This window comes from Murdochiella massiliensis (assembly GCF_900059565.1).
GTDB classification, from domain to species: Bacteria; Bacillota; Clostridia; order Tissierellales; family Peptoniphilaceae; genus Murdochiella; species Murdochiella massiliensis.
In genome coordinates, this window is sequence record NZ_FIZW01000002.1 from 258,252 (window position 1) to 276,705 (window position 18,454).

The 18,454-nt window shown below is 50.3% G+C and carries 13 protein-coding genes; 1 reads left to right on the forward strand and 12 read right to left on the reverse strand.

Going from position 1 to position 18,454, the window contains the following annotated elements; genetic code table 11:
- Nucleotides 1-27 precede the first annotated feature (27 nt).
- From BN3910_RS02845 to BN3910_RS02875, 7 genes are all read right to left on the reverse strand, one after another.
- On the reverse strand, nt 28-1,221 hold the full coding sequence (locus BN3910_RS02845; protein WP_066924126.1) for a phosphoglycerate kinase: 1,194 nt from the start codon (nt 1,219-1,221) through the stop codon (nt 28-30).
- A gap of 111 nt (nt 1,222-1,332) precedes the next feature.
- Nucleotides 1,333-2,337: a type I glyceraldehyde-3-phosphate dehydrogenase gene (gene gap, locus BN3910_RS02850; protein WP_066924128.1), complete on the reverse strand. Its 1,005-nt coding sequence runs from the start codon at nt 2,335-2,337 to the stop codon at nt 1,333-1,335.
- A 98-nt stretch (nt 2,338-2,435) separates the two neighbouring features.
- Entirely contained in the window at nt 2,436-3,395 is a 960-nt protein-coding gene (locus BN3910_RS02855) for a peptidylprolyl isomerase (RefSeq protein ID WP_066924131.1), read from the reverse strand.
- Nucleotides 3,382-6,906, reverse strand: coding sequence for a transcription-repair coupling factor (gene mfd, locus BN3910_RS02860; protein ID WP_066924132.1), 3,525 nt, complete (start codon nt 6,904-6,906; stop codon nt 3,382-3,384). The genes BN3910_RS02855 and mfd overlap by 14 nt, the downstream gene beginning before the upstream one ends.
- Complete coding sequence (pth, locus tag BN3910_RS02865) at nt 6,906-7,589, reverse strand: aminoacyl-tRNA hydrolase (RefSeq protein WP_075967979.1); 684 nt, start codon at nt 7,587-7,589, stop codon at nt 6,906-6,908. Before pth ends, mfd begins: the two co-directional genes overlap by 1 nt.
- Nucleotides 7,586-8,539 carry a ribose-phosphate diphosphokinase gene (locus tag BN3910_RS02870; RefSeq protein ID WP_066924135.1) on the reverse strand — a complete coding sequence of 318 codons (954 nt, stop codon included), beginning with the start codon at nt 8,537-8,539 and terminating at the stop codon, nt 7,586-7,588. Before BN3910_RS02870 ends, pth begins: the two co-directional genes overlap by 4 nt.
- A gap of 92 nt (nt 8,540-8,631) precedes the next feature.
- Complete coding sequence (locus tag BN3910_RS02875; protein ID WP_066924136.1) at nt 8,632-9,753, reverse strand: DapH/DapD/GlmU-related protein; 1,122 nt, start codon at nt 9,751-9,753, stop codon at nt 8,632-8,634.
- Between the two features lie 122 nt (nt 9,754-9,875).
- On the opposite strand from BN3910_RS02875, the gene murC reads away from it, so the two are divergent.
- Complete coding sequence (gene murC, locus BN3910_RS02880; RefSeq protein ID WP_066924139.1) at nt 9,876-11,261, forward strand: UDP-N-acetylmuramate--L-alanine ligase; 1,386 nt, start codon at nt 9,876-9,878, stop codon at nt 11,259-11,261.
- Here the strand turns inward: murC and BN3910_RS02885 are convergent.
- From BN3910_RS02885 to zapA, 5 genes are read right to left on the reverse strand one after another with little or no spacing between them, the layout of a single operon-like run.
- The gene (locus BN3910_RS02885; RefSeq protein ID WP_066924141.1) at nt 11,258-12,592 is read right to left on the reverse strand and encodes a tetratricopeptide repeat protein; all 1,335 of its coding nucleotides are present in this window, start codon (nt 12,590-12,592) and stop codon (nt 11,258-11,260) included. The genes murC and BN3910_RS02885 overlap by 4 nt on opposite strands.
- Nucleotides 12,593-12,633: 41 nt before the next feature.
- Complete coding sequence (locus BN3910_RS02890; RefSeq protein ID WP_066924143.1) at nt 12,634-13,347, reverse strand: hypothetical protein; 714 nt, start codon at nt 13,345-13,347, stop codon at nt 12,634-12,636.
- A gap of 8 nt (nt 13,348-13,355) precedes the next feature.
- Entirely contained in the window at nt 13,356-15,701 is a 2,346-nt protein-coding gene (locus BN3910_RS02895; RefSeq protein ID WP_066924145.1) for an endonuclease MutS2, read from the reverse strand.
- On the reverse strand, nt 15,691-18,048 hold the full coding sequence (locus BN3910_RS02900) for a peptidase U32 family protein (RefSeq protein ID WP_066924147.1): 2,358 nt from the start codon (nt 18,046-18,048) through the stop codon (nt 15,691-15,693). Before BN3910_RS02900 ends, BN3910_RS02895 begins: the two co-directional genes overlap by 11 nt.
- Nucleotides 18,045-18,440, reverse strand: a complete 396-nt coding sequence (zapA, locus tag BN3910_RS02905; protein ID WP_066924148.1) for a cell division protein ZapA — start codon at nt 18,438-18,440, stop codon at nt 18,045-18,047. Before zapA ends, BN3910_RS02900 begins: the two co-directional genes overlap by 4 nt.
- Nucleotides 18,441-18,454: the final 14 nt, after the last annotated feature.

Genomic DNA, 18,454 nt, shown 5'->3' on the forward strand with positions numbered 1-18,454 from the left:
TCCTCCTTTTTTTCTTTTGCGAACCTATTACCGATCCGAAATGGCAGCAATCCCGGGAAGGGTCTTGCCTTCTAAAAATTCAAGAGAGGCTCCGCCACCGGTAGAAACATGCGTCATCTTGTCTTTTAGTCCCGCCTGTTCCACTGCTGCAGCACTGTCTCCGCCACCAATAATGGTCACACCGGAACAATTCGCCATCGCTTTAGCCAAAGCAAATGTCCCTTCTGCAAATTCGGGAAGTTCAAAGACCCCCATCGGACCGTTCCAAACGACTGTTTTTGCCGCTTCAATAATATTGACATAGTTCTGCGTCGTTTTCGGGCCGATGTCCAGAGACATTTTATCCTTCGGAATGGCATCGACGGAAACAACTTCCGTTGTCTGTCCGGATTTCACTTCGTCTGCGATCACACCATCCACAGGTAATTCGACATGTACACCCTTTTCTTCTGCACGACGAAGCAGTTCTTTCGCTAAATCGATCTTATCCTCTTCCAACAATGATGTACCAATCTCTTTGCCGAGCGCTTTGAGGAAGGTATAGGCCATGCCGCCACCGATGAGAATGGTGTCCACCTTATTGAGTAAATTTTCGATGACACCGATTTTATCGGATACTTTCGCACCACCTAAAATCGCAACAAAAGGACGTTCCGGCTCACTGAGCGCTTCGCCCATGATCTCGACTTCTTTTTGAACAAGAAGGCCGAGTGCGGAAGGTAACAGGGATGCAACACCGACATTGGAGCTGTGTGCGCGGTGGCACGTGGCAAATGCGTCATTGACGAATACATCGGCTAACGAGGCCAGCTCAGCGGCGAACGTCGGATCATTCTTGGATTCGCCTGCAACGTAACGCGTGTTTTCCAATAAACAGACTTCTCCGCTTTTCATTTCGGAGACATTTTTCTTCACCTCGTCATCAACAACAACAGGCGAGGAGAAGAACGATACGGGTTGGTTCAACAGTTCTTCCAAGCGATTCGCTACCGGCTTTAATGTTAGCGCCGGGTCTGCACCCTTCGGGCGTCCCAGATGACTCATTAAAATAACGGCTGCATTCTTTTTCAGCAAAGCCTCAATCGTTGGCAGTGCGGCAACGATCCGGCTGTCATCCGTAATGCGTCCGGAACCGTCTTTGGCTTGGGGAACATTAAAATCTACGCGCACCAATACTTTTTTTCCGTTCAGATCATAATCGTCAATTGTCTTTTTGGGCATACTTGTACGTCCTTTCTTCCGCTTTCCTCTCTATCTTTCGTCTTCTCGTTGAAAGGAAAGTCCATTTGGCCGAAAAAAAAGGCGAGGAGTTCCCTCCTCGCCTTTTTTGTGTTATTTCGCGACTTCCGCGAAGTATTTGAGGGTGCGCACCATGTTGCTGGTAAAGCCCATTTCATTGTCATACCACGAGCAGGTCTTAACGATCTGCTTTCCGTCCGGTCCTTCCACAACATTGGTTAATGTCGCATCGAAAATCGAGGGGCACGGAACGCCGATGATATCGGAGCTTACAATCTCATCTTCATTGTAGCGGAACCATTCTGCATCACGCTCTTTCATCGCTGCATTCACTTCCTCAACGGTGACCTTCTTATTTAATACTGAGTAGAGCTCAACGATGGAACCGGTAATGACCGGAACGCGCAATGCACTACCGTCGATACGACCGCTTAATTCCGGAATAACTTTTCCGATGGCTTTCGCCGCGCCCGTGGTCGCCGGAATGGTGTTGGCGGCACCTGCGCGACTCTTTCTTCCGCCCGGTGCATCCTGTAAGCGCTGCGTTGAGGTGTAACCATGAATCGTAGACATAATGGAATGATCCACCCCGAAGGCTTCGTTTAATGCGTTGACCATCGGTGCCAGGCAGTTTGTCGTACAGGACGCCGCAGATACAATGAGATCATCATCATCGAGGCTCTTGTGGTTAACCCCGTAGACAATCATCTTAACGCCTTCGCCCTTCGCCGGAGCGGAGATGAGAACGCGCTTTGCACCGGCGTCAATGTGTGCTTGCGATTTTTCTTTTGACGTATAAAAGCCGGTGCATTCAAGAACAAAATCCACACCCAGTTCTTTCCATGGCAAGTCGGCTGCGTTCTTTTCGGCATAGCAGCGAATCTCATGTCCTTCAACGATGAGGCTGTCACCCTTTAACTCAACGTGGTACGGAAAAGCGCCTTGCGCCGTGTCATACTTTAATAGATAAAGCAGATCTTCATTGTCTGTTAAATCGTTAATTGCCACCACTTCCAACTCCGGTGCATTGCGCAGCATTTCGCGCAGCGCCAGACGACCGATACGCCCAAAACCGTTAATCGCAACTTTTGTAGCCATGTTTCCTCCTATTTCTTCCCGATGGGTATTCTGTCGTGCCTACGTTATGGGTTTATACCCTATTTTGATTGTTCCTTACCATAGGAACGGAAACAAACTTAATTTTTTGTCGCTTCACTGCTCTCTGCAGGCGCTGCGGAAGCATCTGCTTCCGAGCCTTTCTTCGATTCGGCTTCCGACACTGCGGATGACTCGCTTTCGCCTTCAATTTTGACATCGGCGGCCGCAATCTGTTCCTGCAGATATTGCGTGTATTTATCTCCATTAATCTTTTCCACAATCTGATCATGAAGCGCTTCAACGGTATCGTTACGCTTGTTCACCTGAATGATGTGGAATCCGAACTGGCTCTTTACCGGAGCGCCGATTTCGCCCACCTTCTGTTCAAGAATAGCCTTCTTGAATTCGGGAACAAACTTGTCGGGCGAGGTCAATCCTAAACTTCCGCCATTTTGTGCGGATTGCGCATCCAGAGAGACCTCTTTGGCGACATCTTCAAATTTCTCGCCTTTATCCAGACGTTCTTTCACCTTGTTCGCTTCATCTTCCGTCTTAACCAAAATATGGCGAGCTTCTACGGTAATCAGCGCGTCCTTATTCTTTTCAAAATACGTTTTGATCTCATCGTCGGCAGGCTGGTGATTCTGATTGAACCACTCTCTATGCTTACGCGAAATGGTCTCATAACGGAGGCTGTCCTTAAGCTGATCATCCGTAATACCGAGCGATTTAATGGTGTTGCTATAATTGGCCGCACCACCATATGCCTGAATGGCCTTATCGTACTCCACGGCATAATCCTTGTCGGTCAATTCGATTTTGTTCTTTTTCAGTTCCTGCAACATAACCTGCTCAGAAATAAGTGATTCGCGGATCGTCATGGGTAAACGATACTGCGCGGCGATCATGCTTTTATAGAGATCCAGCTGGGAATCGTACTTCGCCTTGGAGATTTTCTCTCCATTGACGGTGGCAAAGGTCTCCTGTGATGCACCACAGCCGGCCAACGCCAACATACCTGCCAATGCCAGAGCCACTACTTTTTTACTGCTTTTCATTAATACTTTCCTCCTTGTTTTTTAACTGCGTCATGAGTGACAGTAGTCGTTTCGTATCATTTAGTTTTCTCGGCGTTGCCGCGATCTTAAAACGCGGCACTTTCTGAAAGTCGAAGGTCAGCGGACCGCTATACCCTTCAGAAATCGCCTTGAGCTGTTCCACGGAAAATTGTTCAAAACGCTCATAACGCAATTCGACCGCTTCTTCCGTCTCCTTAATACGAGAAAAGCCCAAGTCGCTCGCCCATCGTTTAATCAGGGCGATGTTGAGCAGATTTTCAACGCTTTCCGGAGGGTCACCGAAGCGATCAATGAGTTCCTCTACAATTTTACCGTAATCTTCTTCATTTTCAATCGCAGCGATCTGACGATACATCATGATTTTGTCGGAACTTTGAGGGATGTAGCTGTCAGGAATGTAGGCACTGACCTTAACATCGACGTTAATGTCATCCAAATGCACCTTTTTCGTTTCTCCTTTGACGCGGGCTACCGCTTCTTCCAACATGCGCACATACAGCTCATAGCCGATGGACTCGATATGGCCGGATTGGCTCTCTCCCAGAAGATTTCCCGCTCCGCGAAGTTCCAGATCACGCATGGCAATTTTATAACCGGAACCGAACTCACTGAAATCGCGTATAGCTTTTAAGCGTTTTTCCGAAATTTCCGACAGCATGTGATCGCGTTCATACGTAAAATAGGCATAACTTTGTCTATCTGAGCGCCCGATGCGTCCCTTCAACTGATAGAGCTGGGACAGGCCCATGCGATCGGCTCGCTCAACGATGAGCGTATTGACGTTGGCGATGTCCATTCCCGTTTCAATGATGGTGGTCGAAAGCAAAATATCGGCTTCCCCCGATACAAAGCCCTCCATTACATTTTCCAGTTCACGTATGCTCATCTGGCCATGGGCCACCGCAATACGTGCCTCCGGCACAAGAGCCTGAAGACGCTCATAGGCATAATGAATATCATGAACGCGATTATGAACAACATAAACCTGGCCATGGCGGTCCAATTCACGCCGAATGGCGTCGCGAATAACGAGAGGATCTGCCTCAAGCACATAAGATATCGTCGGATAGCGCTCTTCCGGCGGCTCCTCCAGAAGACTCATATCGCGAATTCCCGTCAAAGAAAGTTGAAGAGTTCGCGGAATGGGCGTTGCGGAAAGCGTCAACACATCCACGTTTTCCTTCATTTTCTTCATTTTCTCTTTGTCCTTTACGCCGAAACGTTGCTCTTCATCGACGATCAGCAGGCCTAAATCCTTGAAATGCACATCTTTGGACAGCAGGCGATGCGTTCCCACAACAATGTCGACACTCCCCTGACCGAGACTTTTTACGACTTCTTTTTGCTTCTCCGCGCTTTTAAAGCGGGAAAGAAATTCAATGCGCAACGGAAAAGAAAGAAAGCGATCCATCATGGTCTGATAATGCTGTTGCACAAGAATCGTGGTAGGAGCCAGGAAGGCAACCTGTTTTCCATCCATAACGGCCTTGAATGCTGCGCGCAATGCCACCTCAGTTTTGCCATAGCCGACGTCTCCGCAGAGCAGACGATCCATGGGCTTGTCCCGTTCCATATCCTGTTTGATTTCCTCGGTTGCCCGAAGCTGAGAGGGCGTCTCTTCATAAGAAAACGACTCTTCAAATTCCTGTTGCCAAGGCGAATCCGGTGCAAAGGCATGCCCCTTTACTTTCGCTCGTTTTGCATAGAGAGCCAACAGATCTTCCGCGATCGCATCCACCGCTTTTTTCGCTTTTTCTTTGGAGCGCTTCCATTCGCCGCCTCCCAAAGAAGAGATACGCGGCTTTGGACCGCCACTTCCGATATATTTGGTGACCAGGTCCATTTCGTCGGTAGGTACGTAGAGCGCATCGGCACCTTTGTAGCTGATTTTAATAAAATCCTTGACCAGTCCGTCATACGCGATGGTTTCCGTACCCAAAAACTCTCCGATGCCATAGAGTTCGTGCACGACATAGTCTCCTGGTGTTAAATCCTGGTAGTTGAGCAAATCGCTTTTTCGACGCGGACGATGAACCGGTTTCCGTTTCTTTTCCTGACCGAAGATTTCCGTACGCGAAAAAATCAGTACATTGCTGTCCACCAATTGAAAACCGTGCGGTAAAGACAGACGGCTGAGAAGAATTTGTCCCTCCTTGAGAGACAGGGAATCACTTTTTTCGGTTTCGCGCGAAAACTGTACATCAGAAGCGGTTAAACGTTCAGCCAAGGCATTATCCGCCGCACCGCAGGCAAGAAAGACCTTTTTCTTCTGTTTCTGCGTCCAATGTAAATACGCCACAAAGTCCGTCCAACGATGATGAAAGTTCTCCAACTCTCTCGTGCGTATCTGCAACAGAGCATCGGGTGTGAAAAACCGCGATTTTTTCAAAATTTGTGTGAGATTGATCATGACATACGCCGAAAGACTTTCTGCAATCTCCTCCGCAGGCAAGAGATGATGCAGATGTTCACGCAGCAATTCAGACTGTTCGGCTAAGGTCGTAACCGTCTCCAGCACCAGCGCATCCCGGCGTTTTTCGGTCTCCATAATGCGCGAAAAATCATCAAAGACCACCACCGCATTGTCCGGTAAATAATCCATTAATCCGGCCAGCGCATCGTCGTTAAGATAAGCTTCGGCCAGATCGGGATTGTCAACATGATTATCTGTTTCAAGCGTATCCAGAAGACGGTAAAATTTATCCAGATGCCCTTGACGACGTTCTTTTTTAGCCAAGCGCTCCGCTTCGGAAATATCTTTCTTCAACCGCTGGATCACATCCTGACAATCCGCATCGGTAAAGAGCAGGTTTTCAGCCGGCGTGAGCAGAATGCTCTCCACCGCTTCATCACTTCGTTGTGTTTCAACGGAAAACGTATGAATACGATCAATGGTGGTGTCAAAAAATTCAACGCGATATGGCTGCTTCGCCGAGGGTGGGAAAACATCCAGAATATCCCCGCGCACGGAAAACTCGCCGGCGTGTTCGACAGAGGTCGTCCGCACATAGCGCATAGACACAAGTTTTTGCGCAACCGTATCAAGCTCCGCTTCCTTTTCCACGGTAAGCGAAACAACACTCTGTGCATAACGTCTCGGCGGTACGACGCGTCGCTTGAGGGCGGTCAATGTCGTAGAAACAATCAGATTTCCGCCGTTATACAGCCGCTGTAAAACGGCTAAGCGCTGACGAGAAACGGGTGAAACAACGGTATCCGTCTTGAAAAATTGCCACTCTTCTTCGGGATACGTCACGGCATTATCCGCACCGGATAAAACCAGTGCATCGGTGAATGCACGAGCCTTCACCGCCGATTCAAACACGACAAAAACAGGACAACTTCGTTTTTCCGCCAAGGAGGCGACAAAGGGTCCTGTGCTTTCCCCCACTAAACCGTGAAGATGGATACGCCGTTTTCCCGCCTGCAACGTCTGCAGAAGGCGGGAAAAACGGGGCTCCGCTAAAAATAAATCTTCTACCTTACTCATCAATCTCCGCAACGCTTGGCGCCTTTACGAAACGCATCTTGACGTTCGCGTTCCTGATCCCGCTTCGCTTCAAGTGCTTTCTTCTCTTCGCTTTGCTCTTTTATCGAAGGAGCAAGCCATCCGTTCCAGGTGTTCATCGCGGTGGGAAGGTCATGATCCAGAATATCGAGAACCGCCTGTGCCGCCGCCTCGGTTTCTTCGTCAATCGTCTTCTGATCTTCTTCCGCAAAGCGGGCCAGAACAAAGTCCGCAAGGTCCCACGAGGCCGGCCGATGACCGGTCGCAATCTTCACTCGGGCAAAGGCATCGCTGCCCAGTTCCTGAACAAGAGATCGCAGCCCGTTATGTGTTCCGGCCGATCCTTTTTCACGTATGCGCACCGTCCCCAGATGAATATCGATGTCATCGACGAGCACCAGCACATCTGCCGGTTCGACATGATAAAAGTCGACAACCTGTCTGACCGCTTTTCCGGAAAGATTCATATAGGTCTGCGGTTTGACCAAAACCAGTTTTTGTCCGGCATAGCGTCCTTCGCCGATTAACGCATCCCACTTCGAACGGTCCACGGCAATCCCCAGTTTTTGTGCTACACGATCCAACACGGCAAAACCGATGTTATGGCGTGTCCCCTCATAACGCGCACCCGGATTTCCCAGGCCGACAATAATCTTCGTACTCATCGGCTGAACAACCCGCTGACGGACTTAAACGAGTAGACGCGTCGAATGGCTTCCGCCAGCAAGGGCGCGATCGAAACAATTTCAATCTTCTCGTTCATCTTTTCTTCATCCAGCTTAACCGTATCGGTGACGACACATTTCTTTACAGAGGAACGCAGGATCTTTTCCGAAGCATTGCCGGACAATAGAGCATGGGAAGCGGTAATGTAGACATCCTTCGCTCCCCGTTTGGTCAGGAAGTCGGCCGCATTGGTAATCGTTCCGGCGGTATCAATGATGTCGTCAATGATGATGCAATTCTTGTTTTCCACATCGCCAATGATATCCACTACTTCCGAAACGTTAGCTTCAGGACGGTGTTTTTCAATGATGGCGATGGGCAGGCCGAGCAGATGCGAAAAAGCGCGTGCGCGTGTGACACCGCCCAGATCCGGAGAAACCACCATCCAGTCGTCCGGCGAATCCTTGACCAGCGGACGGAAATAATCGGCTAAAAGACGACCGCCCTGGAAATGATCTACCGGAATATCGAAATAGCCCTGAATTTGTCCGGCATGAAGATCAACCGTGATGACACGATCCACGCCTGCCGTCTCAAGCAGGTCCGCTACGAGTTTCGCCGTAATCGGCTCACGGCCGCTGGTTTTACGGTCCTGACGGGCATAACCGTAATATGGCAGGACAAGGTTAATGTGGCTGACGGATGCGCGCTTAAAGGCATCAGCACAAATGAGGGCTTCCATCAGATGGTCATTCACCGGCTCGGACGTCGGCTGAATCAGAAAAACATCATAGCCACGGACCGTCTCATTGATTTTGACGTTAATCTCGCCGTCAGCAAAATGGCCTACCTTCATGTCGCCAAGCGGCATGTCCAGTTCCCGACAAATCGCCTGCGCCAACGGAAGATTGGCATTTCCCGAAAAAATCTTCATTCCCACGCGTTCCATACATCCCCCTTTGTCCTTTTCGCGTTTCCACGAGCATCGTCTGCACGGCAAGTCCGGAATCTTTTTCGTTACGGTATGTCGTGCAAAAAGCCTTACAACAACCCCTTCTCTTTACGTCGAGCCACATAGCCCGGAATATTTCGCTGTTCCGCACGTTCCACGGCTAACGCCCCTTTATCGACCGCTTTGGTAATCGTTGAGCCTGCGGCGATAAAGCTCTCGTCTTCCACCTCAACCGGGGCAACCAGATTGGCATTGGAACCAATAAATACGTGGTCACCGACGATGGCCTTGTGCTTGTTCTTTCCATCATAGTTACAGAAGATGACCCCGCAGGAAATGTTAACGTCCTTTCCCACTTCCGCATCACCGATATAGGCAAGATGTCCCGCCTTTGTTCCTTCGCCAAGGCTTGCTTTCTTAACCTCGACAAAATTACCGATGTGCACATTCTCGCCGATGATGGCATGCGGACGTAAATGGGAGAACGGACCGATATTTGAAGCTTTAGCCATCACGGATTCTTCAATTATGGAAGAACGGATGGTGACATTATCGGCAATGGCCGAATCCGTAATTTCCGATCCTTCCGTGATCAGACAATGTTCACCGACTGTGGTTTTTCCCATGATGCGTACGGCACCGCGAATCCAGGTTCCTTTGCCGATAATGACCTCAGGGGCAATGCGCGTTAAAGTGGGTTCATCAATGCGCACGCCTTTTTCCATCCAGCAATAACAGATCTTCTGCGCCAAATGTTTTTCCGCCAATTGCAACGTCAAAAAGGAATTGACCACCGGAATATCAAGGAAAAGTTCATCGATAACAGGATCCGCATCGTCTGGCTTAGCGACATCCATCCAAGCCTCAAAAAAGGTATCAAAATCGTCGGCAAAGGCATCCTGCAGCAGCTTCCGTTCCTGTTCGCTCACCTTGACCGCCGCCGGATGGCCGTCATAATCTGTCAACACACGTTGTTCGTCACTGTAGAAGCGATACAACATCTCCTCATCCAGTCCCGCTGCGGCTTCATGAACGACAAGCAGATCTCCCCGACACGTGTCAAGTCCGTCCTGAAGAATCGTCCAGGACGGACCTGTAGCGGCTTGCATAATCAATTCGCGAATCGGATGACCCAATATCCGCATTTGTGCTTCTTCCTCCGCGCGATGCGCGTTAAGAAAGGAGGAAGACAGAATAAAAAGTGAAGGCATACTCTCTCCTTATGGATTATCGTAAAATCAAAGTTATTATACACAAACCAGACGCGGAAACCAACCGACGAACGCTCTCTTCTATGGTATAATACCGACTTGAATAAGCGCGAGGAGGAGAAATGTTTCAATTTACTTTACAGCCTACAAAAATAAAAAAAGTCCATTTCATTGGCATCGGCGGCGTCAGTATGTCGGGCATTGCCGAGCTGCTTCATGATAAAGGGTTCACGGTCACCGGATCGGATATTCGCGATAACAAATATGTGCGCCATCTGCAATCTGTTGGCATCCCCGTAACGATCGGTCAAAAAGCGGAAAATATTACCGATCAGGAATTTTTCGTCTATACCGACGCCATTCTCCCGACCAATCCGGAGCTACAGGCGGCTATAGCTACGCGCAAGCCCTGCGTAACACGAGGACAATTCTTGGGCGCCCTGATGCAAAATTTCCCCGCTTCCATCGCCGTTTCCGGGTCACACGGGAAATCTACGACCACATCCATGATTTCGGATATTCTCATTCGTACGGATGAATCTCCCACAATTCTGTTGGGCGGAACGTTGGATGACATCGGCGGAAATGTACTTTCCGGAGACGGCCCGTTTTTCCTGGCGGAAGCCTGTGAATACAAAGGCAACATCCGCTATTATTATCCGCAGATTGCCATCGTCCTCAATTTAGACGAAGATCATCTCGACTATTACAAGGACATGGATGATATAGTTAATGCATTTGAAGGTTATATGGAAAATATTCAGCCTGACGGTGTCGCCATTATCAATGCGGATGATCCGCATTCAAAAACCCTTCCCGCCCATGTAACGGGACGCGCAATTACCTATGGCATAAACAATACGGAAGCCGATTACTACGTTACTGACGTCACGTTCGATTCCGTCGGACATCCGGCGTTCACACTGCATTTCCCGGACGGCACCAGCGAACACTATCAGTTGGGGATTATCGGGCGCTTCAACATTTATAACGCCGTCGCATCCATTATCGCGTGTGATGTTACACACGTTGATCGGAAAATCATTAAGCAGGGAATTGAAGAATACCGTCCGCTGCATCGCCGCATGGAATACGTCGGCGACTTCTGCGGTGCGCGTGTACTCACCGATTACGGTCATCATCCGGTGGAAATTCGTGCAACCCTACATGCTCTTGCCGAACATAAAACGAAAAAACTCTGGTGTGTTTTCCAGCCCTATACCATTTCCCGCACCAAGACGCTGATGAATGATTTTGCCAAAGCCTTCAGTGATGCGGATGAATCGGTCATCACCGCCATTCAGGTGGCACGCGAAATTGACACCGGCGAAGTAACCGGCGACCATCTGGTGAAACGTATTTGTGAAAATGGAGATAACGCCGTATTTCAGGAGACCTTTGCCGACGTGTGTGCATACCTGAAAGATCGGGTTGCGGAAGGCGACATCATCTTGACGACGGGATGTGGAAATGTCGACGAGTTGGCGGAAATGTTGGTTCGTTATTAATCCGCAAGCTGTTCACGAAGGCGCATGACTTCATTGAACAATTCATCCGAGAGATCGTCATACGAAAGAATCTCTGCGATGTCCTCCTGTGCCTTCTCTATCTCCTTCTGACCCGCATAGAGTACCGCACGATTAAATAACAGGCGAAGTGCATCCGGATGCAACGACAAACCTTCTGTTGCGGCGGCAATCGCTTCGCCTACTTTATTTTGTGCATTCAACGCATAAACGAGGCCGTTATAAATATCTTCCAAATTTCCTCCCTCTTCGATCGATGTGCGGAAAGCTTCTTCGGCCGCCGCAAAATTTCCTGTATTTTGATACACCACACCAAGGTAATAGTCCGCATCATAGCGTTTGCTTTCTGCCTTTGCCTTCATCAAGGCTTCCCTTGCCCGATCATAGTCGGCACGGCGCAGATAGTAGATAGCATTTTCCATCGCCGCATCAGGAGCAATGCGCGTGATGCTTTGCCGCAATACTTCTTTCATCGTTTCGCGCTCGCAATGTGCCAGCGCATGAGAATAATAGGCCGTCGCCTTCAAAAAGTTTCCCATATGTTCCTGCAATTCGCCCAATGCCGTATTGACACCGACATGTTCTTCATCGTAGGCAAGCACCTGTTCCAACAGATGATTGGCCTCGGCAAGAAAGGCTGGTTTGGGCTCACTCTGCCAAAGCAATCGGGCATACTGCACGGCAGCAACCGGCTCGTTAGGATTCAGCAGATGGGCACCGCGAAACGAGAGAAGCGCGGCTTCCCATTCTTCGCTTTCTTTTTTATCCCATTCATCCGATTGCACAGTGCTTTCCTCGGTGAGCGTCTGCTGTTCCCTCTCCTCCTTCAGGGCATAGGCCTGGTTGACATGTCCCATACCCAAGTGAAGCGCGTAGCCGACGGGATCCTTTACGGACGTATTTAGAAATTCACGATATACGGAGGTATAGCGAAACGTAGGATCAATGGCGATCATCCATACCATGCCATTCAGAATGGCACGCATGGGAATTTCCCGATCAAATGTTTCTTCCATGCCTTCCAAAAAATCGCGCATACGAATGGGCAACGGAACACCCAGAAGCGATGATGGCGCCGATTGCGCCTGTTCTTTTAATTCAATAAAGGCAACTCTTGTATTTTTGGATCGAAAATAGCTCTCGACGTTCTCCGAATCCTCGTGGATATGCTGTCCGCAGCATTCCCCATTCGGGCCGTGGTGATGTTCTGTTTGGTGATCATGATCATGACAACAACAGTCTTCACTGCCGTTATGGTCATGATCATCACATCCATGGTGATCGTGTGTGCATTGGCAATCGTGATGCGTCATTGTTTTTCCTCTCGTTTTCGTCAACGTCTTTGTTGTAGATATTATCTGCGCTTTCGGTCAAATTGATGATGATAGGCGCGTGAACGTGGCGTCGAAAAGTATAATATGCGGAAAAGAATCCCTTTCGTCAGGCCATAAGCCGCATAGAGAACGGCTTGTAAGGCGATAGCGCCGGCACCGTATATGGAAAAGACCGCCGTCGAAAAAACAACGGGATAAAACAGCAATGCCACAGCGATACATACCGCACTGTATAGAAGCATGGGCTGCCAGTTATCGCGCCAAAATTCGATCATCGCAGAAAAGAGATGTGCAGATGGTTCATGCGCAAGGTAGACCACTTCAAAAAGCGGTGCGGTAAACACTTTCCAGGCGAGGCCGATAAATAAGAGCAGCTGTGCGGGAAGAAGTGGCGAAAGCACGCGGGAAGCAAAGAACTCGACGACAAAGAGCAAAAAGAAGGCCTGGGTCAAAGGCGGAAAAAAGTTCCCATCAAACTGAGCGAGGTCTTTGGGCATTAATTTTTCCCGGGCAAAAAGCGCGGTCATGATCGTCGCAAAATGGGTCTTGATGGCCATCTCAATGAGCCACGCAAGAAAGCCCCCGGCCAAAAAGCCGGCAGCGGCCGTCACCGGCGAAAGCAGCTTCTGCGCAAGAGCATAGCCCAACGCTGCCAAAAGAAGTGTCGGAAACGCTTTGCTCAACACCTTCAAATCTTCCCAAAAGGTTGTATAGACGTTTTTGATGTCTTCCATCGTTCCTCCTATTTCAACACCACATCCGTAGCGCCTGTTCCGCCTTCTCGTACATCGGCAAAGGCGAAGGAGACGACACGGCGATCATGTTTTAACCGTTCATGAATGCCCTTACGAAGGGCTCCGGTTCCCTTACCATGAATGATACGTACTTTATTGTACCCTGCCAACACACAATCATCTAAATATTTATCCACCGTGCGCATGGCATCATCAAACCGTTCCCCGCGCAAATCCAAATACGGCAAGGAATTCTGTGCAGTATTAACCGATACGAAAGAAGAGGATGCTTTAGGGGTTACAATGCGATCGGGCTCGGCCACACGAGCCAAGTCGCGCACATTGGAACTCACCGACAAGATGCCCATTTGCACCTTGACATCCCCATTGCGATCCGGCCCTTCGACCAGAACACCTGTTTGATTGAGCGAAAGAATTTTTACACTCTCGCCCATCTGCAGATTTTGAGGACCCGGACGATTCGTATCCGCCTTGACCTTTTGATGTTTTTTCTCAAAGTCTTTAGCCGATTCATGCACTTTATTATAGGCACGATCCAGCGCCGGACGCTCTCCTTTTAACGCATCTTTCGCATCGCGAAGCATATCCTGCGCAGTCTCACGCGCTTCTTTGATAATATCGCGAGCCTGCTGTTCCGCATTTTGCATGCGTCTTTCATAGGCTTGCTGCGCCTGTTCCAGCTCTTGCTTCATATGGATCAGTTTTTGCTGATAGGCTTCGCGTTCACGGCGAATCTGCAGGCGTTCCTCCTCGGAAGCCTGTCGGCTTTTTTCAATGTCGGCCAATACGTTCTCGAAGCGAATGGTGCCGTGATCCAAATAGCTCTCCGCTTCCCGGAGAATATCCTCCGACAGTCCGAGCCGCTTGGAAATCTCAAAGGCATTGGATCGTCCGGGCAAGCCGATGACAAGACGATAGGTCGGCGAAAGGGTCTCCACATCAAATTCCACCGAGGCGTTCTGTACGCCCTCCTCCTGAATGGCGAAAAGTTTCAGCTCTGCATAATGTGTTGTAGCTACGGTCCGAATATCCTGATCACGCAGCTGCTTGAGAATCGCCATGGCCATGGCCGCGCCTTCCGTGGGATCCGTTCCCGATCCGAGTTCGTCAAACAACAACAGAGCATCACGATCCGCCGACGCTAAAATATGGACAATATTGGTCATCGATGCTGAAAAGGTCGAGAGACTCTGCTCAATCGACTGCTTATCGCCGATATCGGCATAAATGAACGAAAAGATTCCCACAACCGACGGTGTTCGTGCCGGAATTTGCAGGCCGGACTGTGCCATGGCCTGTAAAAGACCAAGCGTCTTCAGCGTTACGGTCTTTCCGCCCGTATTGGGACCGGTAATGATGAGCGTCGTATAGTCCTTGCCGAGACGAATATCGATGGGCACGACATTTTTTCCCAGCAAAGGATGTCGCGCCTGTTGCAAGGCGATGGAACGATCCATCGAAAATGTCGGTTGTGAACAACCGGTGGCCAGCGCATATTGCGCCTTGGCAAAGGTGAAATCCAGATGGATCAGCACCTGTTCATTTCCGCCTAATTCCTCTTCAAATTCGGCGACTTCCTGCGAAAGATCAGCTAAAATGCGCTGAATTTCCTCTTCTTCTTCCCCCTCAAGCGAGCGAATTTCATTGTTCAGCTCGACAATGGCCAGCGGTTCGACAAAAGCTGTCTGTCCGCTTCCGGAAGAATCGTGTACAACACCCTTCACCTGGTTGCGATTAGCCGCCTTTACCGGCAAGACATATCTTCCGTCTCGCATCGTAATTAAATTTTCATTGAGGTATCCCGCCTGCGCGGCATGCGCCAAAATTTCATTGAGACGGATCTTAATTTGGTCATTTTTGGTTCGCAGTTTCTGTCGGATGGTATATAACGCACGTGAAGCCGTATCGGCCATCGTGTCCTCCGTTAAAATGGAATCCGAAATCGCCCGTTCCAGCCCATCCTGCAAAAAGAGACTGTGGATAGCGCGCACCATAACGCCATCTTCCGCTTCCGCCACATAACGCTGTAATTCGCGCGAAACACGAAGCGTATCGGCAATATGTAGAAGATCCCGCATGGATAACACACCCCCGAGCGCTGCGCGTTTCAGTGCGGCGCGAATGGGATAAATGCCGAAGAGCGGCGGATTTCCGAAAGCCAACAGAAGGCGCACGGCATCCGCCGTCTCCTCCTGCGTTTGCAGAACCGTTTCGCGCTCTGTTGAAGGGCGCAGGGCCAATATGCGATCACGCCCGATGGCAGATTGGGCATGATCTGCGACAAGCGCCAATATCTTATCGTATTCCAGCGTTTTTAATACGCTATCCTGCATGACTTCTCCTTACCGTTTTCAGTACTTCGTAGGTCTCTGACCCGACATCCACCACGCGAAGCCAGGAAGGCTTAAGCCGGGAAAACAGCGCCGAGCCTTTTCGCAAATCAATTCTGGTCGGTGAGAGCAGCTCCGTATAGCCTTTCTTCCGCACCATCGGTCGTTTCCCGTAACGATCGACAAGAAGCACATCTCGCCGAAACGCACAGGTTGCACAATGCCGCTCATCACGGCAACATTTTAATAAGGCACAAGGACAATGACGCAAAAGCATACCCGGTGCAGGACCGAAATAGAGCATTTCCGCTTCCAGAGCAGAGGACGGGAAGACAAAATCTTCTTCCTCTTCGCATTCTACGGAAATCGCCGTGCGAACGATCGGCATTTCTTTTGCCCAACGGGCGACTTCCAAAAACGCATCGCTGTTACGTAAATTGAAGCCGAAGCCTAAGGCGATCGATATCGGCTGCGGGAGTTGCTCCATTCCCCGCAGCACGTGCCCCAATTCGTTGAATGTGCGAACGGTAATGCCATCAAAAGGAAAGGATAACTCGCGTGCTTCATCCCAGCAGATACGTGCGGCATCGCTCTCCTGCAGGAGCGGAAACGCCCAGTCGACCGGAATTCCCGCGTTTTGCCAAGCTTTGGCATGGGTCAAATCCGACAGCAACACGCGATCAGCGGTCTCAAGTACGCCGGAGAACGCGGTAGGATCGCGATCCGTTTCGAGAAGAATACGCGGTGTGTTGGGCGCCTGTTTCTCCTTGTTATGTATGCAGTATGCACCGACGACGCTATTTTCCCCTTTTCTCCATTTAGGGGTGTCTTCCAAGAAAAAGGCGCTTGCCGGTGTCCCGTTCGGAAGCGACGGCTTATCGCGTAAAACCGAACGGCTTAACGTGCGAGACAAGGCAGCCAATGCATCGCGTCTTGCCGCATTTAATTTGCTGACCGGAACAAACGTCCCCTCCGCCAAAGAAAGAGTGAGTTCCTCCAGTGCAAAAGGCGTATTTCCCACTTTGCGAAATGCACGCTCCACCGTTTCGCGATCAAGCGCATGAGAACGCGCTGTCGAGACCATTTTCCCTTCCCACACCGTTTCCTGCCGACCGCTTCTTGCCGTCACACGAAGAGGCTTTTCCGGCGCAATCGAGACCGAGAGCTGAAGCGGCAGTCGGTCTTCCTTTTTCGTCTCCGCTTCTAACGCTTCCTGCAATTTTTTTCGCACCGTCTCGGTATACACCAGAAGAACCGGCGAATCCTTGGGGATGTCGCGCATCGGAAACAGCAATTTACTTCCTTTCGGCTGATCGTCGGATACCGTGTACGGAAAGGCGCCGCGTTTTCCCTGCAGCATGAGCATATCTCCTGCGGCAAGCGACGTTTGCGTAACCACAAAGCGCCGGCCGTCCGCCTGCACGCCAATGGTTCCGATGCATTCGCCTCCGGATTGTTTTCGGTCAAAAGCTACATCCGTTCCAAAGGCATGAAAGAAAAAGCCCTTGGTAAACGGACGATTGGTCATCCGTTGCAGTCCTTTCGCATCATAGGGTTGCTGAAGAAGAGCATTTCGATAGGCCGATACGGCGGCAAAGACGTACTCCGGCTTTTTCATACGCCCTTCGATTTTTAACGCCTGTACGCCGAGGCGTGCAAATTCCGCTACACGATCAAGCGTCATCAGATCGCGTGGACTGAGATAGGTATTTTCCGCACCGAGGATTTCACCATCCGAGCGTTCAATCGTGTACGTCTTTCGACATGGCTGTGCGCAGCTTCCCCGATTTCCGCTTCGTCCTCCGGAAAAAACGCTCAGGTAGCACTGTCCCGAAACCGAGATGCAGAGAGAGCCGTGCGCAAACACTTCCACCTCGAGATCGGTTTCGTTCACGATGCGTTCCGCTTCTTCTATACTGGTCTCCCGGCCAAGTACCACGCGAGTATAGCCAAGACCCTGCAATGCCAATGCACCGTCCAGTGACGTAACGGACATCTGCGTCGAAGCATGACGTTCCAACTTCGGCAACTCCCGTTTCAGTCGGGCCATCAAGCCGAGGTCCTGCAAAATGACCGCATCCAAACCGACATCGGCAAGCGGACGCAATAACGCGAGCACAGCATCCATCTCGTCTTCCCGGATGAGCGTATTGGCCGTAAGAAAAACACGAACACCACGGCGATGCGCTTCCTCGATGAGCGCAATCAGTTCCGCCACTTCAAAGTTTTCCGAATAAGCGCGTGCGCCGAAGCGTTTTGCGCCCACATAGATCGCATCGCACCCTGCAGCAAAGGCGGCGCGAACCATCTCCATGTTGCCTGCAGGGGCAAGAATTTCCGGTCGGCTCATTGGTTCATCCCGGAGCTTCCCTTTGCCTTGGATTGCGTCGAACGTGCGCCAATCGACTTTTTGAGCTGCTGTATCTGTTCCGTTAAGGCACGATTCTTTTCGAGACATTGTTTCGCTTCCGCTTGTGCCTTTTTCGCTTGCTCCTGCGCCTGCTTCACCTCAGCATGCGCCGCTTCTGCTTCCGCTTGCGCTTGAAGGCAGGCGTCGGCTAAATTCATGCAGGCCAAGGTTGCTTGCATGGTATTGTTGTAACGCGTCTGTGGAGAAGCGGAATCTTGGATCGCTTTGGTTGCCAGAGAGACCACTTTACGCATTTCCGCCTCGTCGCGCGCACTGTGTAACACATAACTCTGTCCGAAAATCTTGACTTCCATTCGATTGCGTGATGCCATGACAACCTCCTTCT